The 25,279-nt window shown below is 50.6% G+C and carries 23 protein-coding genes; 14 read left to right on the forward strand and 9 right to left on the reverse strand.

The features are described 5' to 3' along the window. Positions 1 to 93: 93 nt before the first annotated feature. The 4 genes from L9G74_RS23780 to L9G74_RS13475 form a co-directional block, all read right to left on the reverse strand. Positions 94 to 837, reverse strand: a complete 744-nt coding sequence (locus L9G74_RS23780) for a tannase/feruloyl esterase family alpha/beta hydrolase (RefSeq protein WP_275297430.1) — start codon at positions 835 to 837, stop codon at positions 94 to 96. Further along, positions 834 to 1,844: a tannase/feruloyl esterase family alpha/beta hydrolase gene (locus L9G74_RS23785; RefSeq protein ID WP_275297431.1), complete on the reverse strand. Its 1,011-nt coding sequence runs from the start codon at positions 1,842 to 1,844 to the stop codon at positions 834 to 836. Before L9G74_RS23785 ends, L9G74_RS23780 begins: the two co-directional genes overlap by 4 nt. A 106-nt stretch (positions 1,845 to 1,950) precedes the next feature. Beyond that, on the reverse strand, positions 1,951 to 3,192 hold the full coding sequence (locus L9G74_RS13470; RefSeq protein ID WP_238896930.1) for an OprD family outer membrane porin: 1,242 nt from the start codon (positions 3,190 to 3,192) through the stop codon (positions 1,951 to 1,953). A 157-nt stretch (positions 3,193 to 3,349) separates the two neighbouring features. Continuing rightward, positions 3,350 to 4,849: an FAD-dependent oxidoreductase gene (locus tag L9G74_RS13475; RefSeq protein WP_238896931.1), complete on the reverse strand. Its 1,500-nt coding sequence runs from the start codon at positions 4,847 to 4,849 to the stop codon at positions 3,350 to 3,352. 467 nt (positions 4,850 to 5,316) lie between these two features. Here L9G74_RS13475 and L9G74_RS13480 point away from each other — a divergent pair, with 467 nt between their 5' ends. Beyond that, positions 5,317 to 6,039: a FadR/GntR family transcriptional regulator gene (locus L9G74_RS13480; protein WP_238896932.1), complete on the forward strand. Its 723-nt coding sequence runs from the start codon at positions 5,317 to 5,319 to the stop codon at positions 6,037 to 6,039. A 485-nt stretch (positions 6,040 to 6,524) separates the two neighbouring features. Further along, a complete protein-coding gene (locus L9G74_RS13485) occupies positions 6,525 to 8,762 on the forward strand; it encodes a TonB-dependent receptor (protein WP_438944574.1) in 2,238 nt (745 codons plus the stop codon). Between the two features lie 98 nt (positions 8,763 to 8,860). Here L9G74_RS13485 and L9G74_RS13490 read toward each other — a convergent pair whose 3' ends face one another. The 4 genes from L9G74_RS13490 to hslR form a co-directional block, all read right to left on the reverse strand. Then, positions 8,861 to 9,355 (reverse strand): PadR family transcriptional regulator, encoded by a 495-nt coding sequence (locus L9G74_RS13490; RefSeq protein WP_238896934.1) that lies wholly within the window; start codon positions 9,353 to 9,355, stop codon positions 8,861 to 8,863. A 268-nt stretch (positions 9,356 to 9,623) separates the two neighbouring features. Next, complete coding sequence (locus L9G74_RS13495) at positions 9,624 to 11,453, reverse strand: M14 family metallopeptidase (RefSeq protein ID WP_238896935.1); 1,830 nt, start codon at positions 11,451 to 11,453, stop codon at positions 9,624 to 9,626. A 155-nt stretch (positions 11,454 to 11,608) separates the two neighbouring features. After that, complete coding sequence (gene hslO, locus L9G74_RS13500; RefSeq protein ID WP_238896936.1) at positions 11,609 to 12,472, reverse strand: Hsp33 family molecular chaperone HslO; 864 nt, start codon at positions 12,470 to 12,472, stop codon at positions 11,609 to 11,611. A 12-nt stretch (positions 12,473 to 12,484) separates the two neighbouring features. After that, positions 12,485 to 12,886 (reverse strand): ribosome-associated heat shock protein Hsp15, encoded by a 402-nt coding sequence (gene hslR, locus L9G74_RS13505; RefSeq protein WP_238896937.1) that lies wholly within the window; start codon positions 12,884 to 12,886, stop codon positions 12,485 to 12,487. A gap of 263 nt (positions 12,887 to 13,149) precedes the next feature. Here hslR and gspC point away from each other — a divergent pair, with 263 nt between their 5' ends. The 12 genes from gspC to L9G74_RS13565 are packed head-to-tail and all read left to right on the forward strand — an operon-like array spanning position 13,150 to position 24,563. Beyond that, positions 13,150 to 14,037, forward strand: coding sequence for a type II secretion system protein GspC (gene gspC, locus L9G74_RS13510; protein WP_238896938.1), 888 nt, complete (start codon positions 13,150 to 13,152; stop codon positions 14,035 to 14,037). A gap of 25 nt (positions 14,038 to 14,062) precedes the next feature. Next, positions 14,063 to 16,192, forward strand: a complete 2,130-nt coding sequence (gene gspD / locus L9G74_RS13515; protein WP_238896939.1) for a type II secretion system secretin GspD — start codon at positions 14,063 to 14,065, stop codon at positions 16,190 to 16,192. 4 nt (positions 16,193 to 16,196) lie between these two features. Further along, positions 16,197 to 17,759, forward strand: coding sequence for a type II secretion system ATPase GspE (gspE, locus tag L9G74_RS13520; RefSeq protein ID WP_238896940.1), 1,563 nt, complete (start codon positions 16,197 to 16,199; stop codon positions 17,757 to 17,759). Between the two features lie 3 nt (positions 17,760 to 17,762). Beyond that, positions 17,763 to 18,986: a type II secretion system inner membrane protein GspF gene (gene gspF / locus L9G74_RS13525; protein ID WP_238896941.1), complete on the forward strand. Its 1,224-nt coding sequence runs from the start codon at positions 17,763 to 17,765 to the stop codon at positions 18,984 to 18,986. Positions 18,987 to 19,027: 41 nt separating this feature from the next. Then, positions 19,028 to 19,462: a type II secretion system major pseudopilin GspG gene (gene gspG / locus L9G74_RS13530; RefSeq protein WP_238896942.1), complete on the forward strand. Its 435-nt coding sequence runs from the start codon at positions 19,028 to 19,030 to the stop codon at positions 19,460 to 19,462. A gap of 11 nt (positions 19,463 to 19,473) precedes the next feature. Further along, entirely contained in the window at positions 19,474 to 20,034 is a 561-nt protein-coding gene (gene gspH, locus L9G74_RS13535; protein ID WP_438944572.1) for a type II secretion system minor pseudopilin GspH, read from the forward strand. Then, positions 20,021 to 20,389, forward strand: coding sequence for a type II secretion system minor pseudopilin GspI (gene gspI / locus L9G74_RS13540; RefSeq protein ID WP_238896943.1), 369 nt, complete (start codon positions 20,021 to 20,023; stop codon positions 20,387 to 20,389). Before gspH ends, gspI begins: the two co-directional genes overlap by 14 nt. Next, positions 20,370 to 21,092, forward strand: coding sequence for a type II secretion system minor pseudopilin GspJ (gspJ, locus tag L9G74_RS13545; protein ID WP_238896944.1), 723 nt, complete (start codon positions 20,370 to 20,372; stop codon positions 21,090 to 21,092). The genes gspI and gspJ overlap by 20 nt, the downstream gene beginning before the upstream one ends. Beyond that, the gene (gene gspK / locus L9G74_RS13550) at positions 21,089 to 22,087 is read left to right on the forward strand and encodes a type II secretion system minor pseudopilin GspK (RefSeq protein ID WP_238896945.1); all 999 of its coding nucleotides are present in this window, start codon (positions 21,089 to 21,091) and stop codon (positions 22,085 to 22,087) included. Before gspJ ends, gspK begins: the two co-directional genes overlap by 4 nt. Before the next feature lie 41 nt (positions 22,088 to 22,128). Next, positions 22,129 to 23,316: a type II secretion system protein GspL gene (gene gspL, locus L9G74_RS13555; protein ID WP_238896946.1), complete on the forward strand. Its 1,188-nt coding sequence runs from the start codon at positions 22,129 to 22,131 to the stop codon at positions 23,314 to 23,316. Position 23,317: 1 nt separating this feature from the next. Next, positions 23,318 to 23,797, forward strand: coding sequence for a type II secretion system protein M (locus L9G74_RS13560; protein WP_238896947.1), 480 nt, complete (start codon positions 23,318 to 23,320; stop codon positions 23,795 to 23,797). A gap of 13 nt (positions 23,798 to 23,810) precedes the next feature. Further along, positions 23,811 to 24,563 carry a type II secretion system protein N gene (locus tag L9G74_RS13565; RefSeq protein ID WP_238896948.1) on the forward strand — a complete coding sequence of 251 codons (753 nt, stop codon included), beginning with the start codon at positions 23,811 to 23,813 and terminating at the stop codon, positions 24,561 to 24,563. Here the strand turns inward: L9G74_RS13565 and yrfG are convergent. After that, positions 24,547 to 25,227, reverse strand: a complete 681-nt coding sequence (gene yrfG / locus L9G74_RS13570; protein ID WP_238896949.1) for a GMP/IMP nucleotidase — start codon at positions 25,225 to 25,227, stop codon at positions 24,547 to 24,549. The genes L9G74_RS13565 and yrfG overlap by 17 nt on opposite strands. Positions 25,228 to 25,279: the final 52 nt, after the last annotated feature.

A 25,279-nucleotide genomic window follows, 5' to 3' on the forward strand; every position in this document is an offset into this window, starting at 1 on the left:
CTGCTTGCTCTAAAAAACAGCGCCAAACTGACGCTGACAAAACGGCAGCCTTTGCAGGCTGCCGAAATCACCTAAGTAGCGGGACGCAACCGTTTACTCGGGCGCTTTACAACTAAAGCTGGCGGCATCTTCGACACTGCCGCTACCGTTGTAAGTCGCTTGTTGTGGGTAAGGACACAACGGACGAGTACGTTGTTTTGACCAATCCGCTGGCAATTCAGCATTATTGGCACGTACTGATGCATTAATGGCCTCTGGTGCTGTGCCGTCTTCCACCCAATCCACCAGTTTAGTTAACATGTCAAAGTTGTCGGTTGATGGACCGAAACCACAGTGGTTCATGTTTGGCACTAAGTACAAACGGGCAAATTTTTCAGCGTCATTGCTGTTGGCATCTTGCAGCGCTTTGTACCAATTAATGGTGTCTTGCACAGAGAACACCGCATCTGAGGTGCCGTGTACCACCATCATTTTTGCACCGCGCTCACGAATGGCTGAGTAGTCAGTTTCATCCGGCGGCACCATCACGCTCCAGCCTGATTCGGTGAACTCATTATTGGTGGCATAGATTTTTTGCACATCTTTATCGAGATCGTACTGTTCGATGTAGTGGTACAGCGCCACGTCTGAGTTGAAATCAAAATCTGCCGCAGGAGTGGAGAACACATAACCTACTGCCGCTGGGTCACGCATTAATGCGGTGAAATATTCCCATTGGAAATAGTCATCGGTGCCCATACCACCATCGTAAGGGAAGTTAGCATACAGCGCTTCGCCTAAGCTGTTGTGCGCGCCGCCCATGATGTTGTTAATCACCGTTTTTTGCGCTTGGGTCAAACAAGTGCCATCACGTTCGCCAGTACAGGTGGGTCGCGATCTAAGTTGAATACCTCTTGGCATTGTTCTAAGGCGTTGATCATGCCATCAGCCGCGCCGTCTAAGGCGTCACACTGTTGCAGCACTTTACGAGAGATCAGCGCAAACTCTTGCTGGGTCACCGCTTGTTGTAAGCTGCCCAAAATGTCGTTTTGATCGACGTTCACTAAGGTGGAGTACTGCTGAATGCCATACATTTGGTCGATAGCGGCTTTGGGTAGATGGAACCCCGGGTTACCCACTAAGTAGCCATCGTACATATCGGCAAAACGGTTAGCGGCCACCATGGTGTGACGACCACCGTTAGAGCAACCAGCAAAGTAAGAGCGATCCGGCGCTTTACCATAAGCGGTGGCAATCAGTTGTTTTGCCATCGGGGTCAGCACAGCAACGTCGTTGTAGCCATAGTTTTTACGTGCTTGTGGATCAAGCCCGAAGCCCGCGCCGTATTGAATAGTGTCGTGGCCTGAGTCGCCGCTGATCACGGCAAAGCCTTTTTGCAAGCCGCTAGTAAAGAAGAAGCGACCCAAGGCAGGTAACACAATACCGTCTAAACCACCGTTAGCTTGGTAGAGGAAGCGACCATTCCATGCAAATGGCAGCCGCATTTCGAAACCGATGCGATAAGTCACATCGCCATCTACGCCTTTACCGCTGCGCTCGTTCATATAACCGCTAATCACGCAGTGGGCGGGTTCATCAAAATTAACATCGCCAGAAGGTTGTACCCCGGCGGCGACGGTGGTGGCACTGGTGATCACCGTGTCATCGAAACTAAATTGGTTGGCTAAGTCTTCACACATGCTGAGTGATGCGGGGGTGGCTTCACCGAGTACCGGCAGTTGGCTGGCGCTGTCTGCAGGTAAGGTAGTTGTTGCGGGTTCATGGTGGCTGTGTCCATTACAGCCCCACATGGCCAAGCATAAAGGTGCGATGGTCAGTGGTAATAGCAAATGATGGTTTTTCATGTACGACTCACTTTCTAAGGCCGTCAATGGTCTCAGACTGCATAAAATCAGATAAAAGGTGGTAAAAAAAACGCCGCTCGGGAGCGGTGAGCGGCGTTTGGTGGGATTACATACCCAGTTTGAAGTTGTAGTAGACGAAGAAGCGTAGGTCGTCGATATCTTCACCACCATCCACATCAACGATGGCGTAACGTACGCGAGTGCTCAGACCTTTCATCACAGGGTCTAATTTGTAGGTGACGGAGAAGTCAGTTTCGGTGAAGTCATTGCCCATGCCAGTTGGCACGTCATAATCGCCATAGAATACATAAGCGCTCAGGCCGTTCACGCCCACTTTGCCAAAGTCATAGTTCAGACGGGCGGCGTAAACATCTTCTTGACCACGAGTACATTGATAAACTTGTTGGATCACCACTTTTTCATCGCCCCATGGCGCGAGCAGTGCTTGATCGCCAGTTTCGGCATAGAACAATGTCAGATCAGCACCAGCGTATTTCACGCCAAGGTGAGTACCCCATTGATAGGTGTCCAGTTCATTGATGGTTTCAGCACCAATAGAATCTTGTTTCAAATAAGAAGGAGTGACATAAAATTCAGCGCCACCGACAGGTACTGACAGATTGAATTTAACGTACACTTCGTTAAATACGTCCTGCATGCGGTAGTCCCACAGATCAGCGGTCAGTTTGACGCCTGAATTACCTGTTGGCACGTTATAGGTGGCACCTAAGGCCCAAACGGGTTTGTCGGCGACATCCACTTGGATGCCTTCGCGGGCATATTCGGCAGCAACCGCTTGGTTAACGGATACAAAATCTTCGTCGCTCCAACCCATGCTGTCAGTGATATACAAACCAGTCAGTTTCAGGTTGTCGATACTGTTGTTCACGACAGACACACCACGGAAAGTCCGCGGAATGGCGCGAATGTCGTGTGGATTCATCATTGGGGTACGCAGTTCTTGTGCGCCCACTTTGATGTCGGTGTTAAACCAGTTACCTTCAACGAAGTACTCTTGCATACGGTTAACGCTAGAGTGTTTACCATCTTCGCGGGCTAGCATGCCGTATACATCGCGATCTTCATTAACAAACATACGGTTAGCTGATGCAAAGCTACCACCGAACTTGATACCGTTCAGCTCTGCCGTACGGTATTTGAAGATGCCACCAAAAGTGCTGTCATGGCGAGTATTGGTGTTACCGTCGAAAGTTCGAGTGAAGTCGAACATACGGAACTGACCATCCAAGGTGCCGTTGGTAAACATGTTGTCGATAGTGGTAGTTTCAGCCATGGCTGGAACGGATAGCGCAGCTAGCAGAGCTAGTGTGAGATATTTTTTGTTCATAGTGTAACTTCCGGTGAAAAGGCTCCAACCCAGCTCGGAGCCTTAAAATTTTTGTTACGTTTCAAGTACCTAAAACCCCCGACCCAGTTCGGGGGCTTTAGGCGATGGCTCAAGCGCTGACCCAGTTCAGTGCCTCAACCATTGTTGGCAACTACGCTTATTTTTTAACGTAGTTAGCTACCGCAGATTCGGCGGCGATACGGCCGGAGTTCACTGCGAAGCCTAAAGTGCCACCACCTAACATCAGGTCGTAGCTGTCGCCGTACATACCGCCAGCGTCGTTACCGGTCACAAACAGGCCGTCAATAGGCTCGCCAGTGGCTTTGCTGATCGCTTGGGTGTGTTCGTTGATTTTTACGCCGCCCAACGTGCCCAGCGCACGAGGTTGCAGACGTGTGGCGTAGTAAGGGGCCTTAGCTACGGCACGTAAATAAACCGCTTTTTTGTAATATTCAGGATCTTCGTGCGCTGCCGCCATCTGGTTGTTTTTGTCCACAGAGGCTTGCAGCACTTTGGGGTCCATACCCAGTTTTTTCGCCAGTTCAGCAATGGTGTTGGCTTTCACTACGTCGCCTTTAGCAATCGCTTTATCCAACTCTTCTGGCAGTTTGGTTAACTTAGTCCCAGCGATAACCCACTCACCCAAAGGCATATGAATCCCTTTGTCGATGAACATGTTTTTGGTGGTTTCGTCATAGATAGAGAAGGCTTTGCCGCCCAGGCGTTCCAGCGCGTTACCGGCATATGGCCACAGCACTACGGAAGATTCGTCGGTGTAACGGATACCTTTTGGATCAACCCAGAAATAAGGTTGTACCGCAGCAGCAATCATCTGGTTGTTAGGTGCATAACCCGGTAGACCTGGACGATAAGATTGCATCACACCGATGCCTTCTTCGGCTGCGCCCGCTTTCCAAGCCATTTGGATACCGTCGCCGTCTTTACCGATCTGACCGATAAAGGCCATGTCTGGATATGGAGAGTATTTTTCCATCATCTCTTTGTTGTTGGCGTAGCCACCGGTAGAGATGATCACCGCTTTGGCATGGACGATGACTTCTTCACCGTCTTTGGTTTTGCCTTTCACACCAACCACTTTGCCGTTTTCCACGATCAGTTCGTGACCAGCAGTTTTCAGCAGCAACTTGCCGCCCATTTTGTCGAACTGTTCGGTAAAGGTTTTGATCATCGCTTTAGAGTGACCATTGATAACGTGCCATGTCAGCACGCCACCTGGGCCCCCTGGACCGATGTATTCAAACGTGACACCGAGATCTTTTAACCAGTCGATAGTGGATGCGGATTTATTTACGAAGGCTGAAACCAATGGCGCGTTAGCTTTCCAGTGGCTGTAGTCCATGATGGTTTTGAAGGCTTCTTCTTTCGTTACGATGATGCCTTGGCGGTGTTGCAAACTACTTTCGCAAGCGAAGATCCCTTCAGCAAAGTTACCGGTGCCACCGTTTTTGGCTTGTTTTTCCAAGGTGACGACTTTTGCGCCAAGCTGTGCGGCTTGCACGCTAGCTGCCATACCAGAAGCACCAGCACCAACCACCACCACATCTGTGTCCATGTTGATGGTTGCCCAAGCTGGCAAGCTGAACATTGTGGCTGCCGTGAGCGCTAGCGCGGTTTTGACAAATGTTCTTGTTTTCATTGTTGCTACCTCTTTGAGGGGTTTATAAGACGTTATGGGGTAAATAAATCTATGCCGCCGCAGGTTGTGCTTGATAGCTACCGCGCCACTCCGCTGTATTAACTGCCAATGTGAGTCCCAGCATTGGCAACAGCTCAGGAGTAAGCGCCAAGAAACGGGCGATACTTTCCGTCAAAAATTAGCTTTGGTAACTAATCGGCATACATCAAACGTATGACATATGAGAATTGCGGTAAATTCTTTGTGTATGAATCTGAACAGACAGTCACAAAAAACTTGAAATGTGAAAAATGGATCACTTTCAATAAAACATTTATTAGTAAATCATTGTTTTTATGATTTTTTTTTGAGTTTTAAAAATGTGAGTTAAGTTAATGAACACAATGATATTGTGACATCCATAACTACATATTTCGGCGTAACAGGTGATATACTCGGGGCCAATTTTCTGTAGTTGAGATGCCTCCGTGGAACACTTTAAGCCGATTAAACAGGTCAAAGCGTCAGAGGAAGTTGCCCAGCAATTACGCACCGCAATTTTTGATGGTACTTATCCTGCGGGGCATAAATTGCCGTCTGAGCGTGAGCTTATAGAGTCTTTTATGGTCAGCCGCACCGTGGTGCGTGAGGCGGTGAAAGGGTTAGAAGCCAGCGGCTTAGTCGAAGTGCGTCAAGGTGCCACCGGCGGCGCATTTGTTAAATCAATTACCTTTGAACGTATGAGTTCAGCCTGTAATGATTTGTTCTTCATGGGCAAACTGTCATTCACTGAGCTGTGCGAAGCGCGGTTGCTGATTGAGCCGATGATCGCTCGTATGGCCGCAAGAAACTGCACCCCTGAAGACGCCCAAGCATTGATGCGTGCCCATCAGAGTGAAAGCGATACCTTGGTGTATCCCGAAACGGTTGAGTTGCGGCAAAAGGTGCATCATCTGCTGGCAGATATGACCGGCAACCGTTTCCTTGCTGGTATCACTAAATCACTGCTGCAAGTGCTGGCAAATATCACCAACCAGTTTGAGCCAGATACTGACATCATCCACCCGGCAGGGCTGCATTTGTCAGTGATTAATGCGGTGATTGCTAACGATGAAGACGCCGCAGCACAAGCGATGTATAGCCACCTGAAAGGGTTTCTTGATCGCTTAAAACAGATTGAAGCAGATTTTCGCAATAAATCAGATGATTAGGGCTGCGCGCCTGCGCAAGGTGGTTAAATGAACCGCTTCGGGCAGCGACAGAGCGCAATTTATACGGCGTTAGGTGCTGGTGGATAATAACTACACAGCACATCACCTGCTTTATCTCAATCCCGCGCTGCCAGCGCCAGCAAAAATAAACAGCTCTAGTGACATATTATTGTATGATGCACCGAGGCCAGCTGTTAACCTCAGCCGAGCAGAACTTAAGTATTTACTGATTTATTGTCTTTAAACAAATCGTTATCTCTTCCAATACCCCGCCAGCTCGACAGCTGCATAAGAAATCATCAATATTGTTTCAAAATTAGAACACATTGTTATCCAAATTGTGCTCAAAATTTGTACATTTTTACGACATTTTTATTTCATCAGTGTGTACTAATCGTTAGAATGCCGCGCACTAATGGTGGATTACCAATAACAATAAAGCCGCCGTGTAAATTCTGCGTTAGTCAAAGAAGAGTACCTAAATGATGAACAAATTTTCTAAGCTGTTTTTGAGTGTGCAAGCAGCCTTGTTAGCGACTGGCTCGCTGGCATATGCCGCGGACGAAACCCCCGACGATAGCCAAAACGATGGCAAACTTGAGCGTATTATGGTGACCGCGCAGAAGCGCGTACAGAACGCCCAAGAAGTTCCAATGGCGATCTCTGCACTGAAAAGCGGTGAGCTGGAAAACTTAGGCGCAGCGGGTAATGACCTGCGCTTTATGGCGTCTCGTATCCCTAGTTTGAACATCGAGTCTTCTTTTGGCCGTACTTTCCCACGTTTTTATATTCGTGGCATGGGTAACACCGATTTTGATTTGAACTCATCACAACCTGTATCACTGGTGGTTGACGATGTAGTGCAAGAAAACTCTATTCTGAAAGGCTATCCGATTTTCGATATGGAGCGTGTTGAAGTGCTGCGTGGCCCACAGGGCACACTGTTCGGCCGTAACACCACTGCCGGTATCATCAAACTGGATACTAAAAAACCAACGCAAGAATTTAGCGCATACGCCAAAGCATCATACGGCACCTTTAACACCACTAACTTAGAAGGTGCTGTAGGTGGTGGTTTGACCGATACCGTATCGGCGCGTTTGTCAGTATTAGATCAACAGCGTGATGACTGGGTTGATAACAAAGCCCCAGGTTTCGAACAGAAAGATCAGCTGGAAGGCTATCACGATAAAGCGGCGCGTCTGCAAGTATTGTGGGAACCAACGAGCGATTTTAGCGCGCTGTTCAATGCCCATTACCGTGACTTGGATGGTACTCCACGTGTGAACCATGCTAACGCCATCCAACGTGGTAGTAATTCATTGGTACCGGGTTTTGACCGTGACACCGTATACCAAAACGCGGCTAGCCGTGCTCAGCAAGATGTGACCACTAAAGGTGGCAGTGCCAAGTTGGAATACAACTTCGGTGATTACACGCTGACATCGATCACCGCTTACGAGAAAGCCGAAGCTTACTCACGTGCTGACGTGGATGGTGGTTACACCTCTGCCAACCCTGGCATTTCAGTGGTTAACTTTAACTCTGAATCTGCTGATGGTTTGCCAAAACATCATCAATTGACCCAAGAACTGCGTATTGCAAGCAACGAGTTGGGCCGTTTAGATTGGCAAGCGGGCCTGTTCTACTTTGACGAAGAGTTGAACATCGACAGCTACGACTTTGACAGCAATGGCCAAGTTGATGGCTATGCGTGGCAAAAACAAGACACTAAAGCGTGGGCTGCATTTGCATCGGTTGATTACGATCTGACTGATGCCTTCAAAGTGACTGCTGGCGTACGTTACTCACACGATAAGAAAGACTTCCAAGCACAACGTGAAATCTCTCCTATTGGTGGCGGTGCAACCGGCATTCTGACTGAGAATCCATCTGACGGCCAAGTCAGCTGGGATCTGAGCGGTGTGTATACTATCAACCCAGACATGAACGTTTATGGTCGTATCGCTCGTGGTTTCCGCGCGCCGTCAATCCAAGGCCGTCTGCTGTTTGGTGATGAAGTAACTGTTGCCGATTCAGAAACCATGACCAGCGCTGAGTTGGGTATCAAATCCGACATTCTGGACAACCGTGGCCGCGTAAACTTCGACATTTACTACTATCAGCTAGACGATCAAGAGCTGACTGCCGTAGGTGGTGATACTAACTTCAACCGCTTGGTTAACGCAGATAAATCTGTCGGTTATGGTGCCGAGCTGGACTCACAATTTGCTATCACCAGCAACTTGTTAGTGACTGCAGGCGTGAGCTACAACCACACAGAAATCAAAGATGACCAACTGGCGGTTGGTGTGTGTGGTAGTCAATGTAACGTAACTGATCCATTGGATGCTAACGGTAACGCGCTGATTGATGGCAACTCACTGCCACAAGCTCCAAAATGGACCATCAACATGACCGCTAGCTACACCTACCCATTGGCGGATGGTGATCTGTTTGCGACTACCGACTGGGCTTACCGTTCATCAGTTAACTTCTTCTTGTACGAATCTACTGAGTTCAAGAGCCGTTACCTGCTAGAAGGTGGCGCACGTGCCGGTTATCGTTGGACGGCTAGCAGCACCGATTACGAAGTTGCCGCTTATGTGCGTAACATCACCGACACCACTCGTGTGACCGGTGCTATCGACTTTAACAACCTGACCGGTTTCGTGAACGATCCACGCGTGATGGGTGTTGAGTTTAAAGTAAGCTTCTTCTAACAAGCTGAAATAAAAGAAAAAGCCTCGCATTTGCGAGGCTTTTTTATTGTCATCCCCAAACCACCGCCTCTGGCGGTGGTGATTGTCTGCTGTGGCCGTTAGTTTTGCGTCAATATCAGCTCACGTATTTGGTGCTGGCTGGTTTGCAAAATATCGATAATCCTTGTCAGTTCTGCGGGGGATAGTTGTCGTTGCTGCGCATCCTGTAGCGTACTATGCAATTGGGCTAACGCCTGTTGCAGCGGCGCCGCTTGTGCTAATGCGGGCGGTGGGCTGATGGCAAGGGTGGTGCTATGGTTGGCGATGGTCGCGTCGGTTTGCTGCTGTTGGATATAGCATTGGCCGGCGCGGGTCAGTTGGTACGGTTGGCAATCATCGTTGGCGTTGAGTTTAGCGGTCGATTCGATGTATCCCGCCGCTTCAAGCGACGCGAGCAGCGGATAGATTTCCGCTGGCCCTAGTTGATATTGACCATGCTTAATCGCCCTGAGTGCCTGTAATAATTCATGCCCTGCGGCTGGCGCATCTCGCAGTAGATGTAGCAGTATGCCTTTCATCTCACCACGTTGAAAACCGCTTGCTTGGGTCATCATCACTACTCCCTGTAATAAGGCTGACATCTATTAACCAACGGGTGCGGCTGCGAGCGAAGCGCGCATGTAAGGCAACTTGAGCTTATGAGGCGGCGACTAAGCAACCACTTAATAATCAACAGATTTATTTGCTATTGATTAACAGGTGTCAGCGAAAAATGCTACTCACTTTAGTTAATCCTCACACGGGTGTAAGTCAACCGCGTTGTGGCAAATCTGCCACAACTGTCGACATTAAGCGGCGCGATCAAGCAATGACTCGCGGCGACTATTGGCGGCTGCGATATACCGGATAACGCAGATATTGCTGGTCGTAGTAAGGGCTACGTTGATAGAACCAACGCAATCTTGCCTCGGGTTCGGCGGCAAATTTGGCATCTTGCAGCGCCTTATCGAAGTCGGCTTTGAGCTGCGGATCTTGCGCCAACATCTGCTGCGCCATCGGCTCAATGGCGTAGTCTTCCATGTATTCCGTGCGAGTGAAAATGGTATTGAAGAAGCCCCATTGCAACAGAGAATCTGGAGATTGCGGCTCCAATAACAGCACCGCCAGATCGCCGAGCGGCTGATCGGTGGGCACGACCACGGTGCCCGCAGGCAAGGTGAGCGACAGATTGATCAGCTTGCTTTGGGCGTTAACACGCTGCCGTCCTTCGTACGGCGTTTGGCCGAACTGTGGGTCACTCAGCAGATATTGTTGCACGCGAATACTGCGCGGCGCCTTGAGCACGCTGGTACGAATACCTTGCTGTTGCAAACGTTGCAGCACCTCATGCCATTGCGGTGGAATGTAATAGTTGGCGGGACGGCTGACTTGCATATCGGCCTTGATAGCGCCTACTTGTGGCAGGGCGTTATAGTCGGTGGCTTGGCCGTTCCAACGCACCACATCTGCGCCGCTGATGTCGCTGTGCTCAACGCTATAGCCAATACCTTTGAAGTCGCGGGTTTGTGTCAGCGGTTGGTCTTGCCAAGTCAGTGTTACCAGTTGCGGATAGCGAAAACGATCCATCTCGATAGCGGCTTGCAGCTTAGTGTGTTCTTTGGCGACAGTTTTTAAGGTCTGCTCCAGTAAAACGTAAGTACCAAGCACGCGGTGTTTAAATGGCTTGAGGCTGTGATTTTCAATCAGCACTGTGGGTAGATGGCGCGCATCGCCATAACCGTCCGAAAACCTTGGGCCTGCATGCCAATACTCCAACCCTTGTTTGAGGTCGGTATTGTCGAGGGCAAATACCAACGGCCCCGGCAGATGGCCCGCGTCGGTCAAGGCTTGATCGACTTGTGGGCGAAAATACTGACTAAACCAGCGGTAGATGCTGGGGCTGAGGCCTTGCTCGGTGTTGTAGCCGTAGGTCACATCGTATTGATAGTCGATACCGTCGGTGACGTGTATATCGATATAGAGCTGCGGTTGCCACTGATTAATCGCCGTCAGCATCGCCTGCATCTCCAGTGTGTCGGCCTTGGCATAATCGCGATTTAAGTTGAGGTTTTGGCTGTTAGTGCGCCAGCCCATGGTTTTGGGGCCGCGTTGATTTACGCGATTGTATTCGCTGCTTCGTTCATGGCCGTCTACGTTGAAGATCGGCACAAACAGCAGGTTGACGCCATCGAGCAGCGATTGTTTATCACCGAGGAGAATATCGCGCAGCAGCATCATGCCCGCGTCTTTACCGTCAATCTCGCCCGCATGAATACCGGCTTGTACCAGCACGGTTGGTTTATGGTTTTGCGCTAAACGGTCAGGGGAGTTGCTGCCTTCGCTGCTGGCGATGTACATCCAAATATCGCGCCCTTGTGGACTCTTGCCGAGGCTGACTTTTTGCAGTTGTTCACTGTGTTCGGCGAGTTTATCTAACCACGCGTAAGTATCGGCATAGTTGGGGCTGTCGATGCCACCATTTTGCTCAAATGGTGTGGCCCACTCGGTATCTGCGGCTTGCATCAGTTGTTCGCTAGCGCCATGCCAGCTGGCGATGGGCGGAAGAATGCTGTCGTTGACATAAGTTGCAGCGGGTAACTCGTCTGACGTCGCCCACAAAGGTAACGAGCAAAATACTGCGGGCAATAACCCCAGCAAAGATCGCAAGCGCATAGTAACTCCCATATCGTTTTTAACGGAATATGGTCAACTAGAAAGCGTTAGGATTCAAGCGGTTTGGCGGCAGATAAACTACCGCTTTGTAACAAAATTCGCGCAATGAAAAACACCGGCACGTTGGCCGGTGTTTTTAAGCTGAAGGGGAGTGACTACTGCGCGCGATTAGGCGCTGGTTCTGCATCACTAAATAGCGCTTCAACATCGACGGCGTCAAAGCGGTATTGGCTATTGCAGAATTCACAGCCCATCTCGACGGCCCCGTGTTCTGCCACAATCTGATCGACTTCGGCTTTTGGCAGAGTATGGATCGCTGCCGCGCTGCGTTCACGTGAACACGTACATTTGAAGCTGACGCCAATTGGGTCAAACAAGCGTACTTGTTCTTGGTGATACAAGCGGTGCAACACTTGCTCTGCTGGTAGCTCAAACAACTCTTCGGCTTTGATGGTGCCAGTCAGTTGCATCAGGTGTTCAAATTCGCCGTTCTCCGCCGCATTACCCGGCAGCACTTGTAGTAACATACCTGCGGCTTGCTCGTTGTTAGCAAACAACCAGATACCGGTCGGCAGTTGCTCTGATTGAGCAAAGTAGCTTTCCAAACAGGCGGCGATAGAGTCTTTGTCCAGCGCCACTACACCTTGATAGCGTTCGCCATCAACGGGTGTCAGCGTAATCACCATGTAGCCGTTGGGGAACATGTCACTCAGTGAAGCATCATCGGCAATGTCACCTTGGAAACGTGCCACGCCGCGCAGCTGTTGTTGGTTGTTGCCGTTGATCACTGCCAGCGATACTGGGCCTTGGCTTTGCAACTGTACACTGATGTCGCCATTGAATTTCAGTGTCGCGGTCAGCAGTGAGGTTGCCGCCAGCAGTTCGCCCAACAGCAGTTTGATTCTGGTTGGGTATGCGTGGGCATTAATAATGGCTTGATAGCTGTCTTGCAGCTGTACCAGTTCGCCACGTACATCAACGTTGTCGAACAGATAGCGGTAAAGGGAATCTTGGTTCATCTATTTCTCACATCAATACTCTTTGATACGCAGTAGCTGGCGGCGTTGTTTTTTATCCGGTTTCCCATCTGGAGCTGGGTTGTTGAGGATATTAAGCCGCCGCGCTTCGGCGTTGGTTTCGCGTTTTTTGATGCTGTCGGCGGTCTCTTCATAGAGCGTCTGCGCAACGGTAGCACTTTGGCGAATACCCGAAATTTTTTTGATCACTATCTCTTTTTCGTCATATCCCTGACGTAATTTAATGCGCGCGCCGATTTCTGCTGTTTTACTGCATTTAACGCGTTGTCCGTTGTAATGTACTTTGCCGCCGTTGACCATCTCTTTCGCAAGGGCGCGAGTTTTATAAAAACGGGCTGCCCATAACCATTTATCGATTCGGACCGCTTCTTCGCTTTGGTGGGCTTGAGTCACCATGACGAAACTCCTTGCATTAGTCAAAAGTGGTATAAGTTCACATAGTTGTCAAAAGCTACGGAACTTACGCGTGAACGCCAGTCAAACAGTGGGGCGCATCACAGCCTTTTTAGGCGCGCAACGGTAGCATATTTGACCTAATTTGGCCAATTTCAAACAAGTTATAGACTTGTTGCCGCTCTTCTCGTGGGGTAGCATGGCGCAGGTTTATTTGTAAAACACTAAAATAACGATAAAGCCCTGCTACGGGGCTGCGGGAAATAATGGACTTACTCGATAAAGCAATTGCGCAAACCAGCAAGATCCCTTCACGGCAGGCAAGCCAGCTAGTGTTTTGGTTATTGTTGATCTTAGCCCTCTATCTTGCTGCTCAGGTGACGTGGAAAGCGGTACCTGCCACGGTAAGTTCAGCCCGTTGGCAACCCACACCTACCAGCATCACTTCCAGCTCGCGCGTTAACATCGACACAATTCAAAAAATAGGTTTGTTCGGCAAGTCCGATAAAGCAGCGTTAGCGGCCGCCGCACAACAAGCGCCAGAATTGATTACTGATGCCCCTAAAACCTCATTGTCTATTTTGTTAACCGGCGTGGTGGCTTCCACGGCCGAGCAACGCGGTGTCGCGGTGATTGAGTCCCGCGGTAGCCAGAATACTTATAGCCTCGGCGACAAAATTGATGGCACCTCTGCTTCACTGAAAGAGGTTTACGCCGACCGCATCATCATCACCAACAACGGCCGTTATGAAACGCTGATGTTGGATGGCTTAGAATTTAAAACCAATAGTGCCGCGAATAACCATCTGCAACAGGCCAAAATGCAGAGCAGTGCCGCTATTGATAACGCCGCCGACGTTCGCGACGACGTGATGGCCAATCCGGAAAAACTCAGTGATTACATCGCCATCTCACCAGTGCAACAAGACGGTGAGTTGGTGGGTTATCGCCTGAATCCGGGCAAAGACACCCAGGTATTTACCGGTGCCGGTTTTAAACCAAATGATCTGGCCAAATCTATCAATGGCTATGATTTGACCGACGGTGCGCAGGCATTAGAAATTATGGGGCAATTATCCGAGCTGACAGACATCTCTGTCATGGTTGAGCGGGATAATCAGCTCGTAGAAATATCACTCAGTTTGCCACAGTGACGCAGAATTTAGGGGAAGTAGCATAATGAACAACAAGCGCATTCGTTCCAAACTGATTGCTGGTTTGGTCGCGTCAGCCGCCATGCTGATCCAACCGCCACTGTGGGCGGAACAGTATGCCGCCAACTTTAAAGGCACGGAGATTCAGGAGTTTATCAACATTGTTGGTAAAAACCTCAACAAGACCATCATTGTTGATCCAACCATTCGCGGCAAAATTAACGTTCGCAGTTATGACATGCTCGACGACCAGCAGTACTACCAGTTCTTTTTGAACGTGCTGCAGGTATATGGCTATGCCGTCGTTGAGATGGAAAACAACGTCATCAAAGTGGTGAAAGATAAAGACGCCAAAGTGGCTAACATTCGCGTGGCGGATGATAAGCAACCGGGGCTGGGCGATGAACTGGTGACCCGCATTGTGGCGTTATATAACACCGAAGCTAAACAGTTAGCGCCCCTGCTGCGCCAACTGAACGACAACGCCGGTGGCGGCAACGTGGTCAACTACGACCCATCGAACGTATTGATGATCACTGGCCGTGCCGCGGTGGTGAACAAGCTGGTCGAGATCGTTAAACAAGTCGATAAACAAGGCGATGTTGACGTTACCGTGGTCAAACTTGAGTTTGCCTCCGCCGGTGAAATTGTACGTATCGTGGAGAGCCTCTATCGCAGCGGCGGTGCCAACCAAACACAAACACCTGGGCAAGCGCCCAAAGTGGTTGCCGATGAGCGCACCAACTCAGTGGTGGTCAGTGGTGACCCGCGCAGTCGTGAGCGTGCGGTTGAGTTGATCAAACGCCTCGATGCCGAACAAGCCAGCAGCGGCAATACCAAAGTGCGTTATCTGCGTTACGCCAAAGCGAAAGACTTAGTCGAAGTGCTCACAGGCTTTGCGAAACAGTTAGAAGATAAAGCGAATTCTGGTACCAATGCCGCGGTAAATAGTGGTAGCAACAGCCGTCGTAACGAAATCACCATCATGGCGCACGAAGAAACCAACGCCTTGGTGATTAATGCTGAACCCGACCAAATGCGCACGCTGGAAGATGTGATTAACCAATTGGATATTCGCCGCGCGCAAGTATTGGTTGAGGCGATCATCGTTGAGTTGGCCGAAGGTGACAACATCGGTTTAGGTGTGCAGCTTGGCTCACTGTCGACCGGTTTCACTCAGTTCAATAACAACGGCGCCAGCATCAGCCAAATTGGTGCCGGTATCTGGCAAGCGCGTGGGGAAGATGGCAATACCATTCGAACATACGATGCCAACAATCAACCAGTGGATACCTTTAACCCCGACACTCGTGGCGATGTTACCGCGCTGGCATCCGCGTTGAGTGGTATCAGCGGTGCTGCCTTAGGCGTGGTTTCAGGTGACTTCGGTGCGTTGCTGCAAGCCGTTGCCTCAGATACCAACTCTAACGTACTGGCAACCCCCTCTATCACCACCCTAGATAACCAAGAAGCGTCATTTATTGTCGGTGATGAAGTGCCTGTGATCACCGGTGCGCAGAACTCTGAAAACGGCAACAGCAACCCCTTCCAAACCGTTGAGCGTAAGGAAGTGGGCGTTAAGCTGAAAGTGGTGCCGCAGATCAACGAAGGTAATGCGGTTAAGCTGACCATTGAACAAGAGGTATCCAACGTTAACGGTAACACCAGCGTGGACGTCACCTTTGCGACTCGTCGTTTGACCACTACCGTGATGGCTGACTCTGGTCAGATTGTGGTGCTGGGCGGCTTGATCAACGAAGAAGTTCAAGAAAGTGTGCAGAAAGTGCCGTTGCTCGGCGATATTCCGCTCCTCGGCCAGCTGTTCCGCTCCTCTAACAGCCGTAAGACTAAACGTAACCTGATGATCTTTATCAAACCGACCATTGTGCGTGATGGCATCACCATGGAAGGTATTGCAGGGCGTAAATACAATTACTTCCGCGCACTGCAACTGGAGCAACAAGCCCGTGGTGTGAACTTGCTGCCAGATGCACAAGTGCCCGTGCTGGAAGAGATGACCCCAAGTAACGTCAGCCCAGAAGTGAACGAAATTTTGGAACGTTACAAACGCGGTGAAGGCTTAGAAACCAAAAAACGTGCAACTGAGCCAGCGTTGAAAGCCGTGTCTGAAAGTAAACAAAACGATAATGACTGAGCCTATGACTGAGCACGAAAATCACAGCGATGCTTTGGCGCAGGTGACTGATGAGTTGGCCTTAGTGGCAGAAGCTGAGGCCGATGAACTCTACAGTGAAAGCCGCGAACGGCTGCCATTTACCTTTGCCCATCGCCAAGGGGTATTAGTGAGTGACATCGATGGCACGCTCACTTTGTACTACACCGCCAAAGCGGGCATGGATGCGTTGTTAGAAGCGCGCCGTTATGTTGGTGCCGAGCTGCCATTGGTGAAGCTGGATGACAGCAGCTTTGAAGCTAAGCTGACGCAGACTTATCAAAGCAACTCCTCGCAAGCACAACAGTTGATGGAAGATATCGGCAATGAGATGGACCTGTTCACCCTCGCCGAAGAACTGCCACAAACAGAAGACTTGCTGGAAGGTGATGACGATGCGCCGATCATTCGCTTAATCAACGCGCTATTGTCGGAAGCGATCAAAGAAGAAGCCTCCGATATCCATATCGAAACTTACGAGAAACAGTTGGTCGTGCGCTTTCGCGTCGATGGCGTATTGCGCGAAGTGTTAAAGCCGAACCGCAAGCTGTCATCATTGCTGGTATCGCGTATCAAGGTGATGGCGCGGTTAGATATCGCCGAGAAACGGGTGCCACAAGATGGCCGTATCTCATTGCGTATCGGTGGCCGCGCGGTGGATGTGCGGGTATCGACCATGCCATCGAGCCACGGCGAACGCGTGGTGCTGCGTTTGCTGGATAAAAACGCCGGCAATCTCGACTTAATCCAACTGGGTATGACCCCAGAAATCCAAGTGCAGTTTGAGGAGCTAATTCGTAAACCGCACGGCATTATTTTGGTGACCGGTCCAACCGGCTCGGGTAAAAGTACCACGCTGTATGCCGGTTTGACTGACATCAACCACAAGGATATCAACATCCTCACGGTGGAAGACCCCATCGAGTATGAAATCGAAGGGATCGGTCAAATCCAAGTGAACAGCAAAGTGGATATGACCTTTGCCCGCGGTTTGCGCGCCATTTTGCGTCAGGACCCTGACGTAGTGATGATTGGTGAAATCCGTGACCTTGAAACCGCCCACATTGCGGTGCAGGCGTCGTTGACCGGCCACTTAGTGTTATCAACCCTGCACACCAACACCGCCTCTGGCGCGATTACCCGTCTACAAGATATGGGCGTCGAGCCATTTTTGGTGTCATCCAGTTTGCTCGGTGTGCTGGCGCAACGCTTGGTGCGTACCTTGTGCGAGGACTGTAAAGAGCCGCACGAGCCGACACCACGCGAACGACAACTGCTGGGCATTAGTGTTGATTCACCTGCAAAAATTTATCGTCCTACAGGCTGTAAAAACTGTGGTTACAACGGCTACCGTGGCCGTACGGGGATTCACGAGTTATTGCTGGTGGACGAGAAAGTGCGTGAGCTGATCCATAGCGGTCACGGTGAGTTGGCCATTGAAAAGTACATTCGTGGCATCTCGCCAAGTATTCGTCATGACGGCATCGCCAAAGTGTTGGCTGGCATGACGACGCTGGAAGAGGTATTGCGGGTCACCCGCGAGGAGTAACCCATGGCAGCATTTGACTATAAAGCCCTCAACAGTGCGGGCAAGCAGGTCAAAGGAGTCATCGAGGCGGATACTCCACGGCACGCGCGTAGCCAGTTGCGTGAACAGCGGTTGATGCCGCTGGATATCAAGCAAGTGACCGAGAAAGAGAAAAAAGCCGCCTCAGGCAATTTTCTCGCCCGTAAACGCGGTATCTCTGTGGCCGAGTTGGCGCTGATCACGCGGCAATTGTCGACCCTGATCGCCGCGGGTCTGCCCGTGGAAGAAGCGCTGAAAGCGGTCGGCCAACAATGCGAAAAAGATCGTCTTGCCTCGATGGTGATGGCAGTACGTTCGCGCGTGGTCGAAGGTTACTCGTTGGCCGATTCGATGGCTGAATTCCCTCATGTGTTTGATGACTTGTATCGCGCCATGGTGGCATCGGGCGAAAAGTCCGGTCACTTGGAAGTGGTGCTAAATCGCTTAGCCGACTACACCGAACGGCGTCAGCAACTGAAAAACAAAATGATGCAGGCGATGATCTACCCGGTAGTGCTCACCTTGGTGGCTATCGGCGTGGTGTCGGTGTTGCTAACGGCGGTAGTGCCGAAAGTGGTCGATCAGTTCCAGCATATGGGACAAGAGTTGCCCGGCTCAACCCGCAGTTTGATTGCTATTTCTGAGTTTCTACAACACTACGGTTTATTTGTGTTGGCGTTTATTGCCATCGCCGCCGTGGTGTTTCAACGCTTGCTGCTCAAGCCCGAGTTTCTGATGAAATACCACACGATATTGCTGCGCGTGCCAGTGATTGGCCGTGTGAGTCGTGGCTTGAACACCGCCCGCTTTGCGCGCACCTTGAGTATTTTAACCGCCAGTTCGGTGCCACTGCTTGAAGGTATGCGCATTGCCAGTGAGGTGATGCTTAATGTTAGAGTGCGTGAAGCGGTCGCCGATGCCACCGCACGGGTACGTGAAGGCACCAGTCTTGGCGCGGCACTCACCAACACCAAACTGTTCCCGCCAATGATGCTGTATATGATCGCTTCTGGCGAGAAAAGTGGTGAGTTGGAACAGATGTTGGAACGCGCGGCTGATAACCAAGACCGCGAATTTGAATCAAACGTTAACCTCGCGCTGGGGGTCTTTGAACCAGCGTTGGTGGTTAGCATGGCAGTGGTCGTCTTGTTTATCGTGATGTCGATTCTGCAACCTATTTTGGCACTTAATAATATGGTCAGTGGCTAAGCGCATTCATACCACTGATGTTTGTTTTCTGGAGGAAATCAATGCAACGCAATAACAGACAACGCGGTTTTACCCTGCTGGAAATCATGGTGGTGATCGTGATCCTTGGTATGTTGGCCGCTATGGTTGTGCCTAACATCATGGGTAACAAAGAAAAAGCCGACCAACAAAAAGCCATATCCGACATCGTTTCTTTGGAAAACATGCTGGATATGTACAAGTTGGATAACAGCAAATATCCAACCACTGAACAAGGTTTGGAAGCATTAGTGACCAAACCATCCGCTTCGCCAGAACCACGCAACTACCGCGATGGTGGCTACATCAAACGTCTGCCACAAGATCCTTGGGGTAACGACTACCTGATGATGAGCCCAGGCGAACATGGCAAAGTTGACGTGTTTACTGCCGGTCCTGATGGTCAAGCGGGCACGGAAGACGATATCGGCAACTGGAACCTGCAGAACTTCCAGTAATGAATATGCGCATGCGGCAGCGGGGCTTTACCCTGCTTGAAGTGATGTTGGTGGTGTTGCTGATGGGGTTAATGGCGGCAGCCGTGACCTTAGCCATGGGCAATGGTGGCCAGCAGCAAGCACTGAGCCGCGAAGTGCAGCGTTTTATGGCAACCACCGAAGCGCTGCAAGATGAAGCCGTCCTTAGCGGTGGCTTTTTTGGCATTGTGGTAGATAAGCAAAAATACCATTACGTCATGCTCAAAGACGGAAAATGGCAGCCGGTTGAACAAGATAACTTGCTGGCAGCGCGTGAACTGCCAGAGGGCATAGAGACTGATTTGGAAGTCGAGGGGCTGCCGCTCGAGCAAGATGAACAGCAGCAATCTTGGTTTGATGAGCCGTTTATTGACGACGATCCACAAAAGAAAAAGTTTCCTGAGCCGCAGATCATGTTGCTGCCGAGCGGCGAGATGACGGGCTTCAAACTGCGCTTTATTACGCTGGATGATAATGGTCAGCAGCTTGAAAAATTGGTCAGCGGCGATGCGCTTGGACGCATAGTGCTGGGAGAGTTTGATGAACTCAGCTAAAGGCATGACCTTGCTCGAAGTGATGGTTGCCATGGCGGTGTTTGCTATCGCCGCAGTTGCCGTGACCAAAAGCCTCGGCGACCAGATGGCTAACATGCCCATTTTGGAAGAACGCACCCTCGCGCAATGGGTGGCCGACAACGAAATGGTTGATGCCCGTCTTGCTGAAGGTTTCCCACCGTTGGGCAGCGCCAGTGGGCAGGCGGAGATGGCGGGTAAAACGTGGTATTGGAAACGCGAAGTGATCAAAACCACTGATGACAACTTTCGCATGATCCGTATCAGCGTCAGTGATACCGACAAATTTACCCGTGTCATCACCAAGGTGAGCAGTTATGTATTCAAGCAAGACTAGCGGCTTCACCTTATTGGAAATGCTGATCGCCATCGCGATCTTCGCCATGTTAGGTTTGGCGGCGAACGCTGTGTTGCAAACCGTGTTGCGCGATGACGAAGTAACACAAGATTTTGCTAAGCAACTGAAAGGGTTGCAGCAGGGTTTTAGCACCATAGAACGTGATTTAAGCCAGATTGTGGCGCGTACGGGGCGTACCGAACAAGGCGGCCGAACCAGCACAGTGATCCAATCGGGCAAAGATATGCTGGAGTCGGAATCGGAAGCGCTGGTGTTTTATCGCCTCGGTTGGCTCAATCCCGGTGGCATTTTACCGCGTGGCACCGTGCAGTATGTGGCGTACGTGGTGCAAAACGGTCAACTGCAGCGTTGGTATTATCCCTATCCAGATCCAGAGGTTGGGGCAGAGCCAATCAAAACCGTGTTAATGGATAAAGTGTTGTCGGTGAAATACGCCTTTTTCGACCAGAAAAAATGGCAACAGGGCGGCTCTTATACGCAGTTGCCGCAAGCGATTGGCATTGAAGTGGAATTGGAAGATCGCGGCATTATCAGCCGCAAGTTTTTACTGCCAGATGGCGCGTCAGACACCAGCGCTGAGTCTGAAGCCGATGACAACAAGAATAATAACGATGATGACAACTCCGACGCTGATAATGGTGATGCCGCCGAGCAGCCGGATAACAACGAAGGTGACAGATGATCGGCGCCAGTAAACAGCGCGGCGTAGCCCTGATCATGGTGCTATTGATTGTTGCCATCATCGCGGTGTTAGCCACCAGTATCAGCGGCCGCAACCAGATTGCAGTGCGGCGCACCATCAATATGGCAATGTATGACCAAGCCTATTGGTATGCCTTATCGGCAGAAGAGTTGGCGCGGCGGGTGCTGAAGCAAGATTTAGATGACTCAGAAGGGCGGGTGCACCTGCAGCAATACTGGGCCTTATCGGATGTGGTGTTGCCCGCCGATGGTGGCGAGATTGGTGGCCGCATCAGTGATTTGCGTAGTTGTTTTAATCTCAACGCGCTAAGCCAAGATCCGCCCAAACAGCCACAGGGACAGGCGCCGAAAATGTCGCTAGCGGCGCAACAGTTCGTCGCCTTATTGGAAAACGTAGGTGTGGACGAGTTCTCGGCGGAACAGTTGGCTTACCGGGTGAAGGACTACCTTGATGCCGATAGCGATACCAGCTCACTCGGTGCGGAAGATGCGGAATATGAATCGCGCAAGGTGCCATATCGCGCCGCCAACACCTTGATGAATGACCGCAGTGAACTGCGAGCAGTGATTGGTGTACCGAAAGAGTTGTATCAAAAATTGCAGCCTTATGTGTGCGTTATTCCGGGCAACGATAGCCAAGTGCTCAACGTGAATACCATCAAACCAGAGCAGGCGGCGCTGCTTGCAGGCATGCTGCTTAACAAGGTCTCGACGAGCGAGGCGCAAAGTTTGATTGAACGGCGTAACCATGATGGTTACGACAAGATTGAAGATTTTTGGCAGCAAGGGTCATTGACCAGTATCGCCAGCCAAGATGATCAGCTGAAATCCAGCATGGCAATAAGCAGCAAGTTTTTCCGCTTGCAGGCCATGGCGAAAGTCGATGATGCCGTGTTCCGCATGGACAGCGTGTTGCATGTTATCGGCGGAAATAAATTAGAAGTGTTGACCCGTCAGTACGGCGGTCAAGATTAACCACAGGCGCGGTTTTCCTTGAAAACCGGTGGAGAAAAACAGTGAGTGAACGCTTATTTATCCGTTTAGGGATCACCGACGGCGAGCCGTGTAGCTGGTTGGTGTGGTCTGAGCAGGAACAGGAGATCATCGCCTCTGGCGAGTTGGCGGATGCCAGCGCCCTGCAGACGCTGAGTGAGCGCGCTGGTAATCGTCCTGTGGACGTATTAGTGCCGAGTGATGTGGTGCGGCTGATGCAGGTTGAACTGCCAGAAAAGGGCCAACGCCAAGCCTTAAAAGCGTTGCCATTTCTGCTAGAAGAATCGCTGGCACAGAACGTCGATGAATTGCATTTTGTGCCCGGTGCCCGTGAAGGCGACACCTTGCATGTGGCTGTGGTGGCGCATGAGCAGATGCAGCAATGGCAAACTTGGTTGAATGATGCTGGCCTCAAAGCGCGTAAGCTGGTGCCTGATTGTTTGGCCTTGCCATTAGCTGGATGCCAATGGGCGTTAGTACAGGTAGGTAATCAATACTTATTGCGTACCGGTGTCGGCTCGGGCGTTGCCGTTGGTAAAGACTGGTTAGCATTACTGTTGCCACAACTGTTAGACGGTACCGAGCAAGCGCCCACTGTTGCTTGTTATACCGAGTTTCAAGACGAACGACTGGATTGCCAGCTGCAACCGTTAGATTTGCCGATGTTGGTGCTAGCCAAAGGTCATCTGCAATCACCGGTGAATTTGCTGACCGGAGCGTACCAGCCACGCAAAGAATATAACGCGCAATGGCAACCGTGGAAAAAGGTTGCCATGGTTGCCGCCGTGGCGTTGGTGCTGGCGTTGGTCAATAAGGGTTTAGGTATCTATCAATACCATCAACAAGCGGAACAACTGCAAGCCGAAAGTGAAGCGATTTATCGTCAAGTGGCGGGCGCTACCCGTATCGTCAACCTGCGTTCGCAGTTGGGTAAAACCTTAAGCGCGCTGCAAGGTGGCGGTGTCGGTGGTGAGCTGTTCACCATGCTGCAGCAGCTACAACCCACCTTTAGCCAAGTACCGGAACTCAAGCCGCAAAGTCTACGGTTTGATGGTGACCGTGGTGAACTACGCATGCAGGTATCGGCTAAATCTTATGAACAGATTGATAAGTTTCGCCAATTGGCGGCGCAGCAGTTCACCATTGACGCTGGTGCGATGAATAACAACGATGGTGCGGTAACCAGTACCTTAACGCTGAGGAGCAAATAAGATGGAAAATTTGCGCACCTGGTGGACGCAACTCGCGCAGCGCGAACAGCAACTGGTGGCGGCAATGGCGGTGGTCGTTGCTATCAGCATTCTTTATTGGGGCATCTGGTCGCCGATCAGCAACGCGGAACAACGGGCCCTTACTGCGCGTGATGCTCAGGCCAGCACACTGGCTTACGTGAAACAAACCGCCAATAAGATTGCGGCGCTCAAACAAAGTAATACCCGCAAAACGGCGGCAACGGGCAGCTTAGGTAGTATAGTGACTCAAAGCGCTGGCCGTTTTGGTCTCACCATTACTCGTATGCAGCCGCAAGGCAATAAAATCCAAGTCTGGATGGATGAAGTACCCTTTGAATCTTTGTTGAACTGTTTGGATGACTTAGTACAGCAGCAGGGATTATCGCTGGAGAACCTTGATATTGCCGCAGGCGATAAAGTAGGCATGGTACAGGTTCGACGGATTCAACTCTCTCAGTAGTAAAGGTGTCATTTTGAAGATTTTTGTAAAAGTGCTGATTGCCGTGCTGCTTTACTTGGTGTTTTTAGTGGCACTGTTGCCAGCAAGGGTAGTGGTGGCATTGGCGCCATTACCTAACGGCGTGTCACTGGCAGGCGTTTCAGGCACGTTGTGGCAGGGAAGTGCTGACACATTAGTGGCCGATGGTCGCCAACTGGAGCAAGTACAATGGCACTTGAGCCCGTGGCAACTAATTACGGCAACGGTCAATCTGGATGTGACTTTTGGCGGCAGTGGTAGTGCGGTTACTGGCAAAGGCAATGTCAGTTACAGCCCGAGTGGTATTAAGCTTAACAGTGTGAAATTTGATGCACCGGTGAGTTTTTTAGTCGGCCGTAACCAATTGCCGTTTCAAACTAAAGCCAGCGGTGATATCAGCCTATTCGTGCAGCAGTTTGAGCAAGGCACACCTTGGTGCGAGCAGCTAGCGGGTAAAGCGTTTCTCAATAATATCGGTATTACTAACCGCTTTGGTCAGTATCCATTGGGTGATATTGAATTGGCGTTGCAGTGCGTTAATGGACAAGTGCAACTTGCCACCGATGATGAGAAAAACAAGCTGGGCATAGCGGGCACCTTGTCGTTGCAAGATGGCATGAAGTATCAGCTCAATGGCCGCATGAAAGTCACTGCTGACCAACCTGCCGACCTGCAAAAAGCGCTGCCGATGCTGGGCAAAGCCGATGCTAACGGTTTCTACCCGCTAACATTTAGCGGTCGCTTTTAAGCTGAGTTGTTAACGCAGGCAACAACTGCAAATAATCTGTCGTGGCCGCAAAGTGCTGAAAGTGCTTCTGCGGCCGTTGACTATCTGGATTACTCACCCCAAGCAGATAACCCACTCCGGCATTCTTGGCCGCCTGTAAAATCACTTCATTATCATCGACAAATAAGCAGCGTGATGGCGTCAGTTGGTACTTTTGCAACACCTGTTGCCAGAATTGTGGTGCTTCTTTGGCGTAGCCAAGCTGGTGGCTCGATAACATCAAATCCAGATGCTCGCCCAATTCAGTATGTTCCAGCTTGAGCGCCAAACTTTTGGGATGGGCGTTGGTTAGTAGGATCCGACGTTTACCTGCCGCCTTGAGTGCTTGTAGAAAGGGCACGGTATCTTGGCGCAAGCGGATTTTATCAACGATGCAATGGTGCAACGCCATAATATCCAGCTGTAACTCGTTGGCCCAATAATCTAAGCAGTACCAGTTGAGCGTGCCTTCCACCCGCTGATAAGCTTGCGTCACCATTTCGGCTGCCTGCGCGGTAGATATGCCGCGCTGCTTACTTAAGGTTTGCGGTACTAAGATTTGCCAGAAATGATTATCAAAGTGCAGATCGAGCAGCGTGCCATCCATGTCGAGTAATACCGCGTCGATTTGTGCCCAAGGGAACATGCTTGCCTCTGTCATTTCTTGGTGGTTGGTATAACATTGTAACCTTAGTCAC

The organism is Shewanella electrica, assembly GCF_022321485.1.
In the GTDB taxonomy this organism is placed as follows: domain Bacteria; phylum Pseudomonadota; class Gammaproteobacteria; order Enterobacterales; family Shewanellaceae; genus Shewanella; species Shewanella electrica.

Bases quoted from the DNA above. Each gene is read 5' to 3' on its own strand.
- gspH (WP_438944572.1), top strand. From the start codon at position 19,474: ATGCGGCAGCGGGGCTTTACCCTGCTTGAAGTGATGTTGGTGGTGTTG.
- gspG (WP_238896942.1), top strand. From the start codon at position 19,028: ATGCAACGCAATAACAGACAACGCGGTTTTACCCTGCTGGAAATCATG.
- L9G74_RS13495 (WP_238896935.1), bottom strand. From the start codon at position 11,453: ATGCGCTTGCGATCTTTGCTGGGGTTATTGCCCGCAGTATTTTGCTCG.
- gspJ (WP_238896944.1), top strand. From the start codon at position 20,370: ATGTATTCAAGCAAGACTAGCGGCTTCACCTTATTGGAAATGCTGATC.
- L9G74_RS23785 (WP_275297431.1), bottom strand. From the start codon at position 1,844: ATGAAAAACCATCATTTGCTATTACCACTGACCATCGCACCTTTATGC.
- L9G74_RS13485 (WP_438944574.1), top strand. From the start codon at position 6,525: ATGAACAAATTTTCTAAGCTGTTTTTGAGTGTGCAAGCAGCCTTGTTA.
- yrfG (WP_238896949.1), bottom strand. From the start codon at position 25,227: ATGTTCCCTTGGGCACAAATCGACGCGGTATTACTCGACATGGATGGC.
- hslO (WP_238896936.1), bottom strand. From the start codon at position 12,472: ATGAACCAAGATTCCCTTTACCGCTATCTGTTCGACAACGTTGATGTA.
- gspI (WP_238896943.1), top strand. From the start codon at position 20,021: ATGAACTCAGCTAAAGGCATGACCTTGCTCGAAGTGATGGTTGCCATG.
- gspD (WP_238896939.1), top strand. From the start codon at position 14,063: ATGAACAACAAGCGCATTCGTTCCAAACTGATTGCTGGTTTGGTCGCG.
- hslR (WP_238896937.1), bottom strand. From the start codon at position 12,886: ATGGTGACTCAAGCCCACCAAAGCGAAGAAGCGGTCCGAATCGATAAA.
- gspC (WP_238896938.1), top strand. From the start codon at position 13,150: ATGGACTTACTCGATAAAGCAATTGCGCAAACCAGCAAGATCCCTTCA.
- L9G74_RS13475 (WP_238896931.1), bottom strand. From the start codon at position 4,849: ATGAAAACAAGAACATTTGTCAAAACCGCGCTAGCGCTCACGGCAGCC.
- L9G74_RS13470 (WP_238896930.1), bottom strand. From the start codon at position 3,192: ATGAACAAAAAATATCTCACACTAGCTCTGCTAGCTGCGCTATCCGTT.
- gspK (WP_238896945.1), top strand. From the start codon at position 21,089: ATGATCGGCGCCAGTAAACAGCGCGGCGTAGCCCTGATCATGGTGCTA.
- L9G74_RS13560 (WP_238896947.1), top strand. From the start codon at position 23,318: ATGGAAAATTTGCGCACCTGGTGGACGCAACTCGCGCAGCGCGAACAG.
- gspE (WP_238896940.1), top strand. From the start codon at position 16,197: ATGACTGAGCACGAAAATCACAGCGATGCTTTGGCGCAGGTGACTGAT.
- L9G74_RS13490 (WP_238896934.1), bottom strand. From the start codon at position 9,355: ATGATGACCCAAGCAAGCGGTTTTCAACGTGGTGAGATGAAAGGCATA.
- gspF (WP_238896941.1), top strand. From the start codon at position 17,763: ATGGCAGCATTTGACTATAAAGCCCTCAACAGTGCGGGCAAGCAGGTC.